Genomic DNA, 15922 nt, shown 5'->3' with positions numbered 1-15922 from the left:
TGATGGCGGGAATCTCTCGCCGCTCACTTAGGACCTTTGATTCGTGCAGACTGAACACGAATGGGTGGACTTTTGTTCGGAACATGACAATACGGTGGGGGAGCAAAACCAGACCACGCCACTATTCATTGAAGTCCGTGATAGTTGCTATTGATGTGCAATGTCAGTTTTGGCCGTGACGACGTTGCCCCGAGCCTGCAAGTGGTAACGCCTTTGCCGGACGCATATAGCATTGATCCGAAGGACAGGTCGTGAAGTTCCTTGGATGACAGTCCGGTCTCCTCGCTGATCGTACTGGTTGACACACCCTTCACTTGGTTGGTCTGAACGATGAATGAGAACACCTTGGAGCGTTCAGAGGGGATGCCATCGGGTTCTTCGGTACGGTATCCACGTGATGTAAGCTCGGAGCAGACACGTCGGTACTCCCAGTCGGAGAGCCTGCCCAGTTCATGTGCCCGCCTCGCCATGGCCATGGCTGATACCTTGAAGTATCTCTTGCCCGAGATGATCTGGGAGATGGTGGCATGAGAGGGTATGACGGCAAGCACTCGACGTGTCGGCATGAGCAAATGCGCAGCGAATTCATGCGCTTCGGATTCGATGTTCCTTCCCGCAACATCCTCGGACAGTAATCCTGCGTGCAGCATGAGATGCCCGATTTCGTGAGCGATATCGAATCGTTGGCGTTCCGGTGTCTTTGCCGTATCGATCGCAATATAGGCATTATCGGCGAACACGAAGCTGAAGGCATCCACCTCTTTGCCGACCGACGGCAGACTGAACAGACGGACGCCATGGGCTTCAGCAAGCCCCATCATGTCGGGAAGTGGGTTCTCGCCATAGGCCCAGTCGCCGCGGAGGGCCGACGCGGCTTCTTCCGGCTTCCATACGGTCTCGTCTCCTACGGGCAAATCACATGTGGGCAGATGGAAATGTCCTTCGATCCAGCGGAAGAAGAGTAGTGCGTTGCGGCCGTGGCCGACGGCGGACTTGCGTTGGCGAACAGTGGATCTGCGCAATGAACGGAACCATACCTGTCCCTCCGACAGATCCTCGATCGCTGGTGAATTCGGCAGCACAGTGAAAAACAAGGGCATGACGTTCAATGCTCTGGCCAAGGCGTTCACTTGGAAAGCGGGGGCTCCGTCCTCCTCGTAGTTGGTGATGGTGCGTGACGTCACTCCCAGGAGCTCCGCCAGCTGAATCTTGCTCAAACCCGCGGTTTCACGGGCGCAGCGAATGCGCTCTGGATCCAATGATTGGCGGTGATCGTCAGCGCGCGGAAATGGCGACGGCAACGTCGTCGCTCGTGTTGCGCCCATCGTCCCGAACCTCCATAATCTGATCGTTTGCACCGATTTCGCCAAATACGATCCGCTTATCCCAGCCTAAGATTTTACCGTCATCGCTTACTCCAAGAGGTAATGACACCTCCAAACTCACGCTTTCATTGTCCGCGCTGCGGTGGAACAGCAGCAGCCATAATGTCTGCGGACGCTCTTCTACTGCTTCGGAGAAGCGCTCGAACTCCATTTGTTGAGGATCTTGAGAGGTGCTGCGCTGCAGTTCGAGCAGAGTTACCGTTCCCGGTTTCTTCCGCAGTTGAGGTGATCCGGTGCTACGGCCTGTCGCAGCCGTGCCTTGGGCGAATGCTAATGCAAGACCGTCAGCTCGGTGCGCGCGGGGCGAAGTCTTGTTGTCATCTGAACGATTCGCACTCCAATCATCGAGGATGTCGATCTCGGCACGCACCTCTGACACCAGACTATGGTAAAAACGCTTCTCGTGGTGTGCCGTGAGATGATCGGCTAATCCCGGTGTTGTCCCGCAGGAGCAGCCGGTGCTCAGACCGTCGAGGAATCGTGCTCGCCGTTGGATGTTGTGTTGGCGAGAGGTTGTCGTCATGGTGGTGCGGTTGTTGCTCGCTGGTGCGTTGTCAGCGAGACATGCGGGTCGGGTGTCGGCGATGTTCTCTCGGTGAGACGTCCTTGGCGGGAGGTTTCTGTCTGTCCGTGGCGGGAATCTCTCGCCAGGAACTCTCCCAGCGAGAGATCTTCGCCACGGACGGACGCATACCTCTCGCTGGGCCGTCGCAGGCGAGAGGTCACCGACGGGTGATGACGGAAACCTCTCGCCTGCGGAATCCCGTAGCGTGCGGATGCCGTAGGTCATCAATGCCTGCACGGGGGCCGATGGGCTCGGAGACGTTTTCGGTCTGCTCTAACTGAGTGGGTGCTTTCTGGCGAAGTGTGTAGAGGGCACCACCCACTCAATGACAGTCGAGTTAAGGGGGCATTCTTGCAAAAAATGTCGACTTTGACCTGTCGACTTTGACACCCTCGGATTTGCGGGACTCAACGCGATTATGGGCGATTTCGTCGCTGAGTCCCGCAGGCTTGAACGCCCGCCCTATGGCCGTCTGTCGGCCGTGGAAGAGGAATCATTGGAATTCCACCGTTTTGCGGCGATGCTGACGTGTCGCTTCCGGCCCGGCGCCGGTGTGGAGGGGGGTGGTCGCGGGACTCAGCGCGAAAATCGTGGGGAATCGCCCTGAGTCCCTCGGATTTGCGGTGTGTACGGGCGGGGACCATTGCGTTATGGGGGCATCATCACCGTCGTCGCCACCGGCGAGATCCTCGACGGCCAGAGGTTCGACACCACACGCGAATACCAATGCCGTAGACCACCGGCGAACGTCAACGATGCCCCAGGACGGCAGTACAGTATGCCCTAGGACACCCCGTCAACCATCCCCCCGAGAAATCCCGTCAACCATCTCCCGAGACAATACGCTGCTTTCAAGATGGTGTCTCTCCGCCGGCGTTGTGCCCAGCCAAAGCTCAGCCAAAGTCCGCCTGAAAATGTGTCTACTATATAGAAAAGTCCACCTGAAAATGTATAACACTGATAGAAAAGTGTGCATGAAAATGTGAGGATGGTTGTTGTGAAGCGTTTCCTGATGCGGGATCTCGAACGATGGAAGCAGTCGTCCCAACGAAGACCACTGCTGTTGGAAGGGGCTCGTCAGGTAGGCAAAACGTGGCTTGCCAACGAATTCGGCCGCACGCACTATGACAATGTGGCCTATGTTTCGTTTTTCGATAACACGGCCATGCGGGCGTTGTTTGCCGGAGACATCACCATTGATCGTTTGATTCCGGCGCTGTCCATCGAGGCCGGAACCCGAATCGTCCCGGAGAACACCCTTATTGTTCTCGATGAGGTGCAGGAAGTGCCTCGTGCATTGCTGTCGTTGAAGACCTTTGCCGAGACGGCTCCGCAGTATCATGTGCTGGCCACCGGTTCCAGCCTGGGCATTGCCATTCATCCCGGTACTTCGTTCCCTGTCGGCAAGCTGCAACGTATGAAGCTGTATCCGATGTCGTTTCTGGAGTTCCTGTATGCCTGCGGACAACAGGCCATGGCGGATATGCTCTCATCCCAGGACTTCGCGCTTATCGATCTCATGCACGATAAGGTGATGACTTGGCTCAGGTATTACCTATATGTCGGCGGCATGCCGGATGTCGTCCGTGGATTTGCCGAAACGTTTCCCAATGTGGATTTTGATGGTATTCGTGAGACGCAGAACACGCTGCTTTCCGATTATCGCGATGATTTCTCCAAACACACCGATTCAGGGTCGTTGGGGCCTTCGTTTACGTTGCGGCTGAATCAGGTGTGGGATTCGCTGCCGGCTCAGCTCGCTCGGGAGAACAAGAAGTTCATCTATGGTGCCGTTCGTTCCGGTGGGCGCGGCAAGGATTATGAGCTGGCGATCCAGTGGTTGAAGGATTCGTCATTGGTGATTGAGGTGCCTCGTGTGAGCGTGCCGTTGAAACCGCTGACGGCTTATCGTGACGGTGCCGCATTCAAATTGTATTGCTTGGATGTGGGGCTGCTCGCGGCCATGAGCGGCTTGGACGTGCGCGTCCTTATCGAAGGAGATGCGCTGTTTCGTGAGTTCAAGGGGGCGCTTATCGAACAGTTCGTCTGCCAGCAGTTGGCGGTCAAGCTCACTGGAACCCCTTATTACTGGTCGGCTGCGAACTCCAGCGGCGAGCTTGACTTCCTGTACGAGGAACATGGCGAGATCGTGCCCGTGGAAGTGAAGGCCGGAGACCATACGCAGGCGAAGTCGCTCATCGTAGCCGTGCGCAAATACGGGTTTCCTAAGGCGGTCCGGTTCTCCACCCGGCGATATCACGATGCCGGCGCGATCAAGGACATGCCGTTGTACATGGCCGGCATCGTCTGATATTCAGGAGTGCCAAGGTCGCCGGGAAGTCGGTCCGCCGGTAGAGGCGGTCGGTCGGTGAGGTGCGGGCTGCCCGCGTGCCTCACCGACCGGTTCCGGTTTCCGTGGATGAGTTCGCGCAGGGGGTCGAACGCGAGGGTGTCGAACGCGGGGGTGTTCCTATGTTTTTGTCAACTTTGTGAGGGATTGTTGTGTCGTGTCTGGGTTGGTTGTGATGGGCGTGCTTCGCCTTGGCCTCGGCTGTTCGTTGCCGTGGTCCGTGTCGGTTGGTTTCAGGCGGCGAGGGTTTGTTCCTGGTAGAGGGTGCCGTTTTTGAGCATGCTGTAGATCGCGTCGCAGCGTCGTCGGGCGAGGCAGATGATGGCGGCGTTGTGGTGCTTGCCCTGTTCGCGTTTGTAGTAGGTCCTGGAGGCGGGGTGTTTGACGGAGGCCACGAACGCGGCCTGCCAGAGTGCGGTTGTGTCTCGTTGGTGTGCTGTCGGCGGGACATGCGGTTCGGGCGTCGGCGGTGTTCTCTCGGTGAGGCGTCCTTGGCGGGAGGTCCGTGCCTGTCCGTGGTGGGAGTCTCTCGCTGATCGCGGATTTAGTAGGCCTGAGATCGTATGGTCTGTCGTAAGGTGGAACGGTCCGGCAGGCGAATGAGCGGAGGTGCCGATATGGCCGACAGGTTTCGTGTGCTGATGTGCCGTGATCATCCGGTTTTGGAATACGAGTACTTCGCGACCGGGGGATACGCGCTGCGCGCAGTGAGGATCTTCGACGAGTCGCGCATCCCGCTGGGCATGTACGTCGACGGCAGACCCGAGCCGGACGGTGAGTCGATCACCTCGTGGTGGCGTGGTCGCGGAGTGCCGGTAACCCGTGACGGTCTGAGCGCGATGCTGGCCGCGGGAGGCATCGAATCCACCGGTTCGATGCTCGACCGGTCGATGGGCCTGAGCCTGTCCGATCAGTACTGGGTGCGTCCCGTGGGTCGGGATGATCTGCGTTGGCGGGATGTGAACTTCTTCCACAACGATTTCGACGAGCGACTCGGCAGGGCGTTGTTCTCCGGGCACTCGTCTCGCATCGACGAGGTGAATACGCCGGACGTCACCAGTGCCGGCGATCTGCCGAAACGCTGGATCATCGGCGAGAACGGCGTCAGAAGCCTGATCAAGGCCGGGCGCACCGGTCAGGAGCCGGACAACGAACGCATCGCCTACTTGATCGCCGGGCTGCTCGGCATCGATCACATCGAATACCGCATCGGCCGTGCGCAGGGCAGACGCGTGTCGGTCTGCGACGAGATGCTCTCCGATCGGGAGGAGCTGATCCCGGGCGGGCAGATTCGCCGTATATTCCGTGACGGCCGCAACGACGAGCGCAGGACCATATGGCTGGAGGCGTGCGAACGTCTTGGCGTCGACCGGGAGACCGGGGAGCGGGCGACGGACGATTTCCTGTTCCTTGATTTCCTGCTACGCAATACGGACCGGCACTACAACAATTTCGGGCTGATCCGCGACGTGGAATCGCTCGCAGTTCGACCGGCGCCCATCTTCGACAGCGGCGACAGCCTGTGGAACGGTCTGGAACCGGACATGATATCGAACGACGACTATCCGGCGAAGCCGTTCTGGGTCGACGACTGGGGTGACAGACCCAATGCGTATCACCAGCTCGCGTCGATCCGCAACTGGGATCGGTACGACCTGAACGCGCTGGATGCTGTTCCCGATATCGTTCGCAATCAGCTCGCCACGAACGTACGCATGTCCCCGATTATCGTTGACGCCATCTGTGCGACGCTATCCCGGAGAATCCCCCTCATACGCGAGATCCGCGACCGGAGTCACGCTGCTTGAGATCATCGGTGTTCGACTGCGGCTTGACCCAGTACTGGTCCGACGGACTCAGTCCAAGGGAGTGATTCAGCAGTTCGACGGTGGATCGGATGCCCATGGTTTCCAATGCCCTGCGAATGCCGTCCCTAGTGGCGGGGATGGCGCGATGCAACCACCATGCGTCGATGCGTCGTGCGTATACCGCGTCCTTGCCGGTTGGCTCCTCGCGCAGCACGCCGATATGGCGTCCGTTGAGGAGCACGTCAAGTGCTTTGATCTTCATCGGTGTTCTCATTTCCCGTTGCTGATGCCTTTGGCTTGGAACTCGTTACGGTGTTTGCGGCGTTCGTAGCGGCGTCGTCGCTTGCGGAGTTGATCGTTGCATATGTGCTTGATAGTCTCTGCAGAGCGGAGAAGTAGGGCTCCATCGAGAAGCCTGCAAGAGGCTGCAGCTGTTGTGCGGCCTTGACTATCTCATCGGAGACCAGAGGTTGCATATGTCGTCGGTGCGCCGACCCGTCGGATGAGCCGTCGGATGAGCCGTCCGGACGTGTGCTGCTTATGCCGTGCGAGTGGTTTGGCGTGGTTGGGGACTGCTCTGGCACGTTGTAGGAGACGGTGAATGTCACTCCAAGTTCTCGGCATAGCAGCAGTATGCGGGAGATGCTGGCGTTCGCGATCTTGCCTTGTTCGAACTGGTTGATCCATGGACGGGTCAGGCCGGTCCGCTGGGCCAGCTCCTCCTGGGTGAGTTTCTGCATCACTCGGGCATCACGTAGTGCCACTGTGAGTTGTCTGATGGATTGAATCTCACTTGACATTCTTCCCATCGCCGCTCCAATGTTAGACTTATCGAACATTTCGTATTATGTTAGATAAGTCTAACATAATAATGCTAATAAATGTTAGGAAAAACGAACTTTCCGACGTATGGGCACTCGCGCATGACCGGGTGTCTATCCGAGATCCCTGACGCCGTTGTGGGAGATTGGTGCCAGATGACGCAACGGTCTTTCGCTGGGCCGTCGTAGGCGGGAGGTCACCATCGGGTGATGACGGAAATCTCTCACCTTGTGGAGCCCGTAGCTTATCAACGCCTGCGCGGAGGAATCCCGTGGAGGAATCCATCCGTTCGTTGCTGCCTTGGATTGGTTATTCGAATGTGATGTCCCCGTCGTTGGCGAGGAATTCCATCAGATTGCGATGCCGTACACCGTCGCGTTGCAACGGCAGTGGGTCGAGCGTGAACAGATAGCGAGGGAAGCCGTCGCGGATCAGTGTGAACGGTTGGTATTCCCGTTCCTCGACCTGCGGGTCGAGTACGCTCATCGCAACCTGGACATACGCATACTGGTTGCGTTTGCGTACGATGAAGTCGCATTCGAGTTTGCCGATCCTTCCCACGCTGACCTCATAGCCTTTGGCTCGCAGGTGCAGGTACAGGGCGTTTTCCAATGCGGGTCCGTAGCTCATCCGCACGTCGGTGTTACGCGCGTAATACACTCCGGGATCTGCGATGTAGTACTTCTCTCCTCCGCGCAACGATTTGCGTGACCGCAGATCGAACCTTGGGCACTTGTACAGGATTTTGGCGTTTTCGAGCATCCGCACGTATTTGGCAAGTGTCTCCCTCTTGATGGATATGCCTTCACTGTGAAGGAGATACTGGACGATGTGCGTCAGGTTGGTGGGCGACGCGTAGTTGTTGATCAGATAGGACTGCACGCGCGTGAATGTGTCGCGGTTCGTGATTCGGCTTCGTGCGGTGATATCCTTTTCGAAGATCTGTCGGATGACGTCTTGGACGTACATGGACTTCGCGTCCGGGTCGTCGTATTCCAATGCCTTGGGGAAACCGCCGTAGGTCAGGTAGTCATTGAACGATGCCATGCCCGCGTCTGTCGGAGCGCTGAGGAAACCTCGCATGCCTAGGTATTCGCCGTAGGAGAGTGTGTACATCTCCAATTCCACGTACCGTCCGGTGAGTTTTGTCGCCAGTTCTCCGGACAGCAGATACGAATTCGAACCGGTGATGAAGATGGAGAACCGACCGTCCTCGCGGTAGGCATTGACCACGGTCTCGAATCCGCTGACGTTCTGGACTTCATCGATGAATAGGTAGATAAGGCCATCGGAACCGGTGCGTTGCGCGATGATCCGGTCGAGCTCGTCCGCAGTGGTCACCTTGCGCAGTTCACGGCTGTCGAGATTGAGAATGATGATATTGCGCTCGTCGACGCCACGTCGGCGCAGTTCCTCGGCGACGCATGCCATGAGGGAGGATTTGCCGCATCTGCGGATGCCCGTGACCACCTTGATGAGGTCGGTGTCGTCATAAAAGGGGCGAAGGCGTTCCAAGTACCGTTCGCGTGGATACAGAGCCATCTGGCGTCCACCTGCTCTTCCTGTCCCTCGCATTGCTTCCGGGGGGCAAATTTTGCTTTTCCGTCTAAAATACCCCCCGGAAGCGACCTTGAAACGCGATTATCCGCTGATGGTGACACTATAGCGCGCGCCAAAATCGGCAAGAAGGGCAGATGAGTGTCGATTCGACGCACAACTGGGATTGGTATGACCTGAACGTGCTGGATGCTGCCCCCGATATCGTCCGCGATCAGCTTGCCACGAACGTACGCATGTCCTTGGTCATCGTTGACGCCATCTGCGCGACGCTCTCCCGGAGAATCCCCCTCATACGCGAGATCCACGACAGTGTCTCGCTGCATTTAGCTTTGGTGAGAGTTTGATGCAGGCTGACGGCGATGATCTCTCGTTGCGGGGTCGTCAGTGAGAGACCACTGTTGGGCAGAGACAATAATCTCTCGCTGAGGGGTGTCTCGGCGAGAGTTCGGCGTCAGGACCGATCAGATAGGCTCTCACTGAAGGCTCCCTAGTAAGAGATATCTGATGCGCTGTGTCAAGGATCACTCACTATCGGGGTGATCAGTGAGGGAGCCCGGCAAAGCAGTCGTCATCGTTCATACCCTGCGAGAGAAGTGAGGAATATGTTGTTTTCCTAAGATCAGAGTGTTGAAAAACCGCGGAATTCCAACAGTCCTCAGACTCGAAAGGTCGAGGTGTACTTGGCCTATGTTCCAAACGGCTCTTTCGACTGTGCAAGCGTCTTCGTCCTTCGCCAAGCGTCACCTCCGACTGTGCAAAAGGAGTGCCTACTGCTCGAGCAGGGTCCCGTAGCGTGTGACGAGTCCCTGATTCACTCGCTCGAATTCGGGGATGTACTCATCGATGACTGCGTGTACGAGTTGTTTGGCGCGCGACTCGTCATAGATGTGCGCCGAATCGTTGCGGTCTCGCAGCATGCGCAGCCAGAGCGATTCATCCATGAAGTCGTAGTACTGGTATGCCGTCTTGATGACGTCCCGTGGGGAACCGGAGGCGGAGACCGGATCTCCTTCATATGCCAGCATCGCCTTGAATAGCTTCCAGCCGAGCTCGAACTGAAGCTCGAACTTGTCGATGACGCCGCTTTGGATGAACTCGTTGTTCAGATCCTGCGAGGGGGCCTGCCTCAGCGAGCGTAGTGCGGAGGAGTAGTTCTCATACTTTTTCATAGAGTACCTTCCCGGTGCGGGCTATCTCCGTTCTCAGGGATTCGGAGATCGGTCCGTCGAGGTTGATCACGTCCACCTTGAGCAGCGACCAGAGTTCGTTCTGCAGCCGGCTCTCCAACGAGTCGAAATCGGGGCATCCGGCCACGGCGAGGTCGATGTCGCTTTTGGGGCGATTCGTGCCTTTGGCCCTGGAGCCGAAGAGCACGACCCTGCGTGCGCCGGATTCGGCCGCGAACTCGCGGATCTGCGCGTACACATCCTCGATGGGAACCATCAGCCACCTCCGATCCGTTGGTTTGCACATGGTGTGCGTTTGCGGGCCTTTCTGTCGCCTATGATATGTCGACTGCGCCGCCATCTCATCTTTCCGTGCATCGCATTGCTGTTCACCGCGTCGCGATCCGGCAAATGGTGGGAGCAGCGATCCAAAAACCCGCTCGCAGACGGACATCGACGTCATAGCCGCGGATTCGGTGCATCATCGGGTCCTGCTTGGCGAGTGCAAGTGGAAGTACACGCTGGACGTCGCCGCGACCACATCATTCCGGATTCCGGCCGTATTGGCGCGATGTGGCAAAATCCGCTGCCACAAGTGTTTGAAAACGGGATTCCGGGCGAGTCGTGACAGTATGTTCCGGAAGCGCTTGAGGCTCGATCCGGGTAGAATGGCGGAATTCCAAGGATTTGGCAATGGAGGGGTATGTCACTACGCTTGCATTACGCCGATTTCGTCGTGTTGTGGCCGGACCTGTTGCCACAAGTGCTCGAAAGAGCGAAATCGCTGATCCTGTGACAGAGATTCCTGCCACAGGATCGCACAAGTACGGTTTCGGTCGTGTTGTGGAAACGTAGGGCGGTTGAAGACGACCTGTGTACCGGCCGCTTCTTCTGACTGCGCACGTGTCTTCGCCATTTGCGCACATCAATCGGCGCTGACGTCCGTGAACTCGTCCGTGAACTCCTCGACTCGAGTCATCGACCAGACGAACAACGGGAACGCAGCGAACGCATACCCCTCGAACTGGATATATAGGTATGCGAGCAGGATCAGCCAGCATACGGTGAGCTTGTTCCACACGCACTGATGCCTACGAAGGAATCGCGCGGTCACTGCGATCAGCAGAATCAGCCCCACCAGACCGAACTCGGTGACGAAGTTCGTATACAGGCACATCGTCCATACGGTATCGGAAGCGGTCGTTGAATACCAGCCGGCCGCACCGGTCGGATCGGTATGCATCGCGGTCAGTGCACGGACGGCCAGATCGGCCCCCTGATGAACGGCTTCGGCGATGTTGCCGGAACCATAGCCGCTTACCAGAGTCCATGGATGGGTGATCAGACCGCATAGGGGACCGAGCGACTGCCATATGCGCGCGAAGAACGAGCCGTCGCCCTCCATACCGTTGTTGAGGATCGAATCCAATCGTGAGTTCACGGCGAAACTGATCACCGACAGCACCGCCGTACCGATCAATCGCAGGATGCCCTGTTTGCGGGAATCGGGATCGTGCCATGTGGTGCGGATGACGATCACGACGACCAGCGCCACCAGACAGTCCAGTACGATGCGTGTGCCCGCCCCCATGATCACACTGCCCACGGCGAACGTGATGATGAGGTCACGCAGCCTGCGGGCAAATACTGAATCGCGCGTCCGCATCAGCCAGTACAGCGGCAGCAGCACACCGAACAGATGCATGCCGATGTAGCTCGGTTCGGCGAACAGGAACTGCGGGCGACCCGTCACGCCACCCCACTGGCCGGCGGTGCTGTACGAGCGATACATGAGGTGGTTGAAATACCCGCTGATACTGCCTATATCAAATCTCACCGCCAACCACTGCGTCACTCCCACGCCGAATGCGAACCAGTATGCGGCGATCAGCGTGCACACGCATTCGCTCCAGTCAAGACGCTTATGCACGAAGGCGATGTCGAGTGCAGCCAGTGTCGCCGGGACGGCGATGACCCCGGACAGGCTCATCACGATGGCGACGTTATGCACGCCGAACGCGGCCCAACCCGCAGCGGACAGGTACACGAGAACGACGGGCAGCAGTGCGAACGGAGCATATCGATGAAGGGTCTGACGCAGCAGAGCTGGATTCGCCAGGCAATAGATAAGCAGCAGCCAGGGGCTTATCGGAGTCCAGAACGGCTGAAAGAACCCGATCGTCGTACCGTCGATCGGCAAGGTGACGAGGGCGAGCCAGAACAGGTAGTCACTGCGGTCACGTGGAGTGAACAGCCGGGGAAGGAATGCCGGTTCGGATCTGCGATTGGCGGTTTCCGCGAAGTCGACGGGGAAGGAGGTGTCCATGTGGTCCTTTCCCGGGCGTCGGTTCAGCATCGACGCCCGAAAATCGGCCACGGCGTTGTGGTGGGTGTACAGAGGAGAAAGTGGCGCAAAGCGGCGCTATGTCATGAAGTCATGAGCATCGCGCGTCGCGAGTCACGCCACGGCATCGAAGATGGTGTTCACACCCTTCTTGATTTCGGCGTAGACGCGGTCGAACACCTCACGAGATTTGCGATGCGGGTCCTCGGTCTCCGGTGCCTCAGGCAGGAACGGACGGAGCATGGAGACGGATGCCATCACCTCATTCAGGCGATCGCCGACAGTGTCCCCCGGAATCGGACCATCAGCGTGCAGATGTGAGCACACGTTGACAAAGTCGTTGAACAGGAACACCTTACGCGCGGCAAGCGGATTCTGATCGAGAAGGTCGGAGATCTGCTCGCGTTCGAAGCACAGGATCAGATTGGCGGTCCGGCTCAGATCCGAAGTGAGCGGAGTGGACACATGGGGATTCGCGTCGATGCCATCCGCCTTGAGGACGTCGATGGCCAGCGGATCCGCCGGATGCGGCGGATAATGCAACGTGCCGGCGGACCGTACGTCCAGATCCTCGTTGTTCAATCCACGCGCGGCGAGGACGGAGCGGGTGTAGTACTCGGCCATGACGGAACGGCATTGGTTGCCGGTGCACACGTACAGAATCTGCATAACAAATCTCCCTTCCGGAAAAGAAGATACCTCGCACATTGTGCGGGCTTTGTGTGGGCAGTGTGCGGGGCATGAAAAAACCGGGAATCACATGACTCCCGGTTTTTTCTCTTTAAGTTATTTACGGCTGTGCGGCTTCAGCTTTACAGCCTCGCTCATTCAGCGACGGTTGGTCGTCTTGCGGACGGCGAACAGGGCGATGCCGGCAGCGGCCAGCAGAGCGACGGCCACGCCGTACGGGGCGACGGTGGCACCGGTCTTGGCGATGGTGGCGGCACCAGTGTTGGAGACCGACTGATCGCCGGCACCGGTGGCGGGCACCGTGATGGACGCGGTGTGAGTGCCGGAAGCGGCGGAAGCGGTGACCGTGATGGTCTTACCGGCCTGGCCAGCCTTGAAGATGTAACGCAGGGTCAGGGAGCCGTCGGACTTGGCGGTGAAGGTGCGCTCGCCGATCTGCTGAACATCGGCAACCACGGCGTCATCCCACTTGACGGTGACGTTCTCGTTCGGCTCGAAGGTGCCGGCCGGGAAAGCGACGGTGGCGGTGTTGCCGCTGACGGTGACGGTGGCACCGTACGGGGCGGCGACGGCGGTGTTGGCGGCGAAGCCGAAGCCGAGAACCGCGACGATAGTAGCCAGAAGGGCCATGAACTTCTTCATCATGATAATTCCTCCTCTAATTCGAATATTCCACATCATGCGACATGGAGAGCATTGATGGCAGTAGACTTGCTCACTTGATTGCTTGCGTACTACCTGTCTGCTGTGCTGTCCGCTCTTTTCCGTGTCTGAACCCTTACTGTACACCCCCTTGTGACACCCCCGTTTGGTTGCTATGAATGGGGATGCCGCCATGTGACAACGGCGTCACACCATGTGACATGGTTCGCGCATGCGCCAAGCTCCGGGGGAATGCCTCCAAGCTTCTGGAAAGGGCGAAAACGTTGGAATTTCAAGGATTTAGCGCGATTTACTTGAAATTCATATATCGCGACACGCCCGGAGCGTAATCAAAGGGCGAAATTGGGAGAGGGGGCTGGGGAGAGGCTGGCCTGGGGAGAGACTGGGGCTATCGCGCGGTTCTTGCGGTTCTTGCGGTTCTTGCGGTTGCGGAGGCCGTATCGGTGTCCATGTCCTCGTCCTCGAAACTGAACAGTTCTTCGACGCTTGTACCGAATACCTTGGCGAGATCCATGGCCAGGCGAAGCGAAGGGCAATACTGCCCCTGTTCCAGTCTGCCGATGGTCTCGCGGCGAACATTGACGAGATCGGCCAGATCGGACTGTTTCAGACCGCGTTCGAGCCGATGGAATTTGATGGTGGTCTTCATTCGTCATCCTCGCCAGTGTCGCCTTGATGTTCCAGCCAGAGATATCGTGCGTCGGCGATGGCCAATGCCAGCATCCCCAGAGTGGGCAGGATCATCGGAGTTGCCATGACGTACGTCCGAAGCAGCAGCCCGGAAAGCAGATTGGCGAAACCGAGCACCATGAGGACGATGACCAGCGTGATAAAGGCGAATCGCGTCGACAGCAACTGATGCTGGTCTGACAGTTCGTCGGAACGGGGATTCTCGCGGCGGAAAACCAGCACAACCCAGATCTCACCTGCCACCCAGAACAGGGCCACCGCCACGGTGGCGATCAGACCGAACATGCTGCTGTCGTTGAACAGCTGGGTGGCGCATGCGATCGCGCCGATCAGTTCAATGACCATTCTGGAGGCGATATATCGGTTGAACGTCATCGGTTTCCTCCTTGCATGGATACGGAGCCGGATTCTCTATTGGGCATCTTGCTATTGGACATCTTGTCTAGCGGTGTTGATTGACCGCTATTTTTTCAAAATCTAATATATGCCGTGAATGAGAAGGCAGGGAGTGACGGGATCATGATCAGGAATATGAGGACTGTGGAAGAAATGGCGCGTCGCGCGGTCGTTTCGGCTGTGGCGGCGCTCGGCGCGTGCGGACTGGCGCTCGCGGTGCCTGCGGGTGCGATGGCGGCGGATTCGTCATCGTCGTCGCTGGGAGTCGCCGGGGTCTCGGGGGAGTCGAGCGTAACGGCTCCCGCGAGCGGAAGCACCGGATCCGGAGACGCTGCAAGCGTCGATGCGCGCGGTCTCAGCGGGCTCGGCGCGGCGATCGACCACATCCACAACACGAACCAGCAGATCCATCAGGACATCGTCACCCATCACGAGCATATGGAGCAGATCCACGATCAGATCCATCAGGACGTGGACGATCTGCGCCAGCATCACGAGCAGGCATGGCAGGACGCGCAGCAGGCGCACGACGACATCAAGAACGCCATCGACGGCGCCTACGATCGGGCGCACGAGCGTCACGAGATCATCCATCAGGACATGGTCGACCACCAGCAGCATCTCGACCAGCTGCAGGCCGACTGGAAGACCGAGCACGATCTCATCAAGCAGAATCACCTGCAGTGGGTATCCGCACGCGAACAGTGGCACAAGGCCTTCCAGGACGCGCTCAACGACTCGCTGAACAACGGATCCACCTCCGCGGGCGCGAACGGGGGTACCGGCTCCGGTTCCACCGCGAACGCCGGTTCCACCGGCAACGGCACCGTGACTAACGCCTCCGCCAGCGGCACCGGTTCGGTCAATGGTTCATCCAACGGCTCATCCAATGGCTCATCCAACGGCACGACCTCGTCCAACACCGCGACGGGCAACAACGGATCCGGCAACGCCGTCTCCCGCGCCGTGCAGGGCACGCTGGCCGAAACCGGCATCGCCCTGCCCGTGCTGCTTGCTGTCACCTTCGGCCTGTTCGCCGCCGCCTACATCCTCAAGGTCATCGCCCAGTACCACTCCGAAACGGCCGATCGCTCCCTGTAGTCGGTATCTTTCGGCCGGTGCTCTGAACCGGCAACTCTCGATTCGTGACTCTCAATTGGTGACTCTCGACCAGCGACTCTCGACCGGTGACTATCGACTGGCTCTCGACCGGTGGCTGTTGACCGGTGGCTCCTGACTGGTGACTGTTGACCGGTGACTGTTGTTGACCGGCGGCTCCTGACTGGTGACTATCGTCGCGAACCCTCGACCGGCAACTCTCGATTCGTAACTATCGTCGCGAACCTCGATAGTGATATCCATTCCGAGCACTGCCGTTCGGTTTCAGACGAGGTCCACCTTAGATCTCCACCTTAGATCTCCACCTTAGATCTCCACCTTAGATCTCCACCTTAGATCTCCACCTTAGATCTCCACCTTAGAT

The 15922-nt window shown here is 58.3% G+C and carries 17 protein-coding genes; 4 read left to right on the top strand and 13 right to left on the bottom strand.

Annotated elements, in window-relative coordinates:
* Positions 1-125: 125 nt before the first annotated feature.
* Positions 126-1325, bottom strand: coding sequence for a helix-turn-helix domain-containing protein (locus EMB92_RS10725; RefSeq protein ID WP_150394875.1), 1200 nt, complete (start codon positions 1323-1325; stop codon positions 126-128).
* Complete coding sequence (locus EMB92_RS11755) at positions 1276-1764, bottom strand: hypothetical protein (protein WP_223847710.1); 489 nt, start codon at positions 1762-1764, stop codon at positions 1276-1278. The genes EMB92_RS10725 and EMB92_RS11755 overlap by 50 nt, the downstream gene beginning before the upstream one ends.
* A 1174-nt stretch (positions 1765-2938) precedes the next feature.
* On the opposite strand from EMB92_RS11755, the gene EMB92_RS10715 reads away from it, so the two are divergent.
* Positions 2939-4261 (top strand): ATP-binding protein, encoded by a 1323-nt coding sequence (locus tag EMB92_RS10715; protein WP_150394874.1) that lies wholly within the window; start codon positions 2939-2941, stop codon positions 4259-4261.
* 272 nt (positions 4262-4533) lie between these two features.
* Here the strand turns inward: EMB92_RS10715 and EMB92_RS10710 are convergent, their stop codons facing one another.
* Positions 4534-4695: a hypothetical protein gene (locus tag EMB92_RS10710; RefSeq protein WP_223847709.1), complete on the bottom strand. Its 162-nt coding sequence runs from the start codon at positions 4693-4695 to the stop codon at positions 4534-4536.
* Positions 4696-4917: 222 nt separating this feature from the next.
* On the opposite strand from EMB92_RS10710, the gene EMB92_RS10705 reads away from it, so the two are divergent.
* Positions 4918-6108: a HipA domain-containing protein gene (locus EMB92_RS10705; protein WP_150394873.1), complete on the top strand. Its 1191-nt coding sequence runs from the start codon at positions 4918-4920 to the stop codon at positions 6106-6108.
* Here the strand turns inward: EMB92_RS10705 and EMB92_RS11545 are convergent.
* The 3 genes from EMB92_RS11545 to EMB92_RS10690 form a co-directional block, all read right to left on the bottom strand.
* Positions 6071-6370, bottom strand: coding sequence for a hypothetical protein (locus EMB92_RS11545; RefSeq protein WP_190973661.1), 300 nt, complete (start codon positions 6368-6370; stop codon positions 6071-6073). The two genes, EMB92_RS10705 and EMB92_RS11545, sit on opposite strands and share 38 nt — an antisense overlap.
* Positions 6351-6947, bottom strand: coding sequence for a helix-turn-helix domain-containing protein (locus EMB92_RS10695; protein ID WP_223847708.1), 597 nt, complete (start codon positions 6945-6947; stop codon positions 6351-6353). The genes EMB92_RS11545 and EMB92_RS10695 overlap by 20 nt, the downstream gene beginning before the upstream one ends.
* 292 nt (positions 6948-7239) lie before the next feature.
* Positions 7240-8472 (bottom strand): ATP-binding protein, encoded by a 1233-nt coding sequence (locus EMB92_RS10690; protein ID WP_150394872.1) that lies wholly within the window; start codon positions 8470-8472, stop codon positions 7240-7242.
* A 152-nt stretch (positions 8473-8624) separates the two neighbouring features.
* Between EMB92_RS10690 and EMB92_RS10685 the strand changes: the two genes are divergently transcribed.
* A complete protein-coding gene (locus tag EMB92_RS10685) occupies positions 8625-8834 on the top strand; it encodes a hypothetical protein (protein WP_150394871.1) in 210 nt (69 codons plus the stop codon).
* A 423-nt stretch (positions 8835-9257) separates the two neighbouring features.
* Here the strand turns inward: EMB92_RS10685 and EMB92_RS10680 are convergent, their stop codons facing one another.
* The 7 genes from EMB92_RS10680 to EMB92_RS10645 form a co-directional block, all read right to left on the bottom strand.
* Positions 9258-9659, bottom strand: coding sequence for a nucleotidyltransferase substrate binding protein (locus EMB92_RS10680; RefSeq protein ID WP_150394870.1), 402 nt, complete (start codon positions 9657-9659; stop codon positions 9258-9260).
* A complete protein-coding gene (gene mntA / locus EMB92_RS10675; RefSeq protein ID WP_150394869.1) occupies positions 9646-9933 on the bottom strand; it encodes a type VII toxin-antitoxin system MntA family adenylyltransferase antitoxin in 288 nt (95 codons plus the stop codon). Before mntA ends, EMB92_RS10680 begins: the two co-directional genes overlap by 14 nt.
* Before the next feature lie 648 nt (positions 9934-10581).
* The gene (locus EMB92_RS10665) at positions 10582-11982 is read right to left on the bottom strand and encodes a hypothetical protein (protein WP_150394868.1); all 1401 of its coding nucleotides are present in this window, start codon (positions 11980-11982) and stop codon (positions 10582-10584) included.
* A gap of 132 nt (positions 11983-12114) precedes the next feature.
* Positions 12115-12669 carry an arsenate reductase/protein-tyrosine-phosphatase family protein gene (locus tag EMB92_RS10660; protein ID WP_043165080.1) on the bottom strand — a complete coding sequence of 185 codons (555 nt, stop codon included), beginning with the start codon at positions 12667-12669 and terminating at the stop codon, positions 12115-12117.
* A 159-nt stretch (positions 12670-12828) separates the two neighbouring features.
* A complete protein-coding gene (locus EMB92_RS10655) occupies positions 12829-13335 on the bottom strand; it encodes a hypothetical protein (protein WP_043165081.1) in 507 nt (168 codons plus the stop codon).
* A gap of 406 nt (positions 13336-13741) precedes the next feature.
* Positions 13742-14002 carry a helix-turn-helix transcriptional regulator gene (locus EMB92_RS10650; protein WP_150394867.1) on the bottom strand — a complete coding sequence of 87 codons (261 nt, stop codon included), beginning with the start codon at positions 14000-14002 and terminating at the stop codon, positions 13742-13744.
* Entirely contained in the window at positions 13999-14418 is a 420-nt protein-coding gene (locus tag EMB92_RS10645; protein ID WP_043165083.1) for a hypothetical protein, read from the bottom strand. The genes EMB92_RS10650 and EMB92_RS10645 overlap by 4 nt, the downstream gene beginning before the upstream one ends.
* 156 nt (positions 14419-14574) lie before the next feature.
* Between EMB92_RS10645 and EMB92_RS10640 the strand changes: the two genes are divergently transcribed.
* A complete protein-coding gene (locus tag EMB92_RS10640) occupies positions 14575-15540 on the top strand; it encodes a BAR domain-containing protein (protein WP_150394866.1) in 966 nt (321 codons plus the stop codon).
* Positions 15541-15922: the final 382 nt, after the last annotated feature.

Origin of the sequence: Bifidobacterium callitrichos (assembly GCF_008698085.1) — a bacterium.
Classification (GTDB): Bacteria; Actinomycetota; Actinomycetes; order Actinomycetales; family Bifidobacteriaceae; genus Bifidobacterium; species Bifidobacterium callitrichos.
This window is presented reverse-complemented; position numbering and strand designations above follow the sequence as displayed.

Bases quoted from the DNA above. Each gene is read 5' to 3' on its own strand.
- EMB92_RS10725 (WP_150394875.1), bottom strand. From the start codon at position 1,325: ATGGGCGCAACACGAGCGACGACGTTGCCGTCGCCATTTCCGCGCGCT.
- EMB92_RS10715 (WP_150394874.1), top strand. From the start codon at position 2,939: ATGGTTGTTGTGAAGCGTTTCCTGATGCGGGATCTCGAACGATGGAAG.
- EMB92_RS10705 (WP_150394873.1), top strand. From the start codon at position 4,918: ATGGCCGACAGGTTTCGTGTGCTGATGTGCCGTGATCATCCGGTTTTG.
- EMB92_RS11545 (WP_190973661.1), bottom strand. From the start codon at position 6,370: ATGAAGATCAAAGCACTTGACGTGCTCCTCAACGGACGCCATATCGGC.
- EMB92_RS10695 (WP_223847708.1), bottom strand. From the start codon at position 6,947: ATGTTCGATAAGTCTAACATTGGAGCGGCGATGGGAAGAATGTCAAGT.
- EMB92_RS10690 (WP_150394872.1), bottom strand. From the start codon at position 8,472: ATGGCTCTGTATCCACGCGAACGGTACTTGGAACGCCTTCGCCCCTTT.
- EMB92_RS10685 (WP_150394871.1), top strand. From the start codon at position 8,625: ATGAGTGTCGATTCGACGCACAACTGGGATTGGTATGACCTGAACGTG.
- EMB92_RS10680 (WP_150394870.1), bottom strand. From the start codon at position 9,659: ATGAAAAAGTATGAGAACTACTCCTCCGCACTACGCTCGCTGAGGCAG.
- mntA (WP_150394869.1), bottom strand. From the start codon at position 9,933: ATGGTTCCCATCGAGGATGTGTACGCGCAGATCCGCGAGTTCGCGGCC.
- EMB92_RS10665 (WP_150394868.1), bottom strand. From the start codon at position 11,982: ATGGACACCTCCTTCCCCGTCGACTTCGCGGAAACCGCCAATCGCAGA.
- EMB92_RS10660 (WP_043165080.1), bottom strand. From the start codon at position 12,669: ATGCAGATTCTGTACGTGTGCACCGGCAACCAATGCCGTTCCGTCATG.
- EMB92_RS10655 (WP_043165081.1), bottom strand. From the start codon at position 13,335: ATGATGAAGAAGTTCATGGCCCTTCTGGCTACTATCGTCGCGGTTCTC.
- EMB92_RS10650 (WP_150394867.1), bottom strand. From the start codon at position 14,002: ATGAAGACCACCATCAAATTCCATCGGCTCGAACGCGGTCTGAAACAG.
- EMB92_RS10645 (WP_043165083.1), bottom strand. From the start codon at position 14,418: ATGACGTTCAACCGATATATCGCCTCCAGAATGGTCATTGAACTGATC.
- EMB92_RS10640 (WP_150394866.1), top strand. From the start codon at position 14,575: ATGAGGACTGTGGAAGAAATGGCGCGTCGCGCGGTCGTTTCGGCTGTG.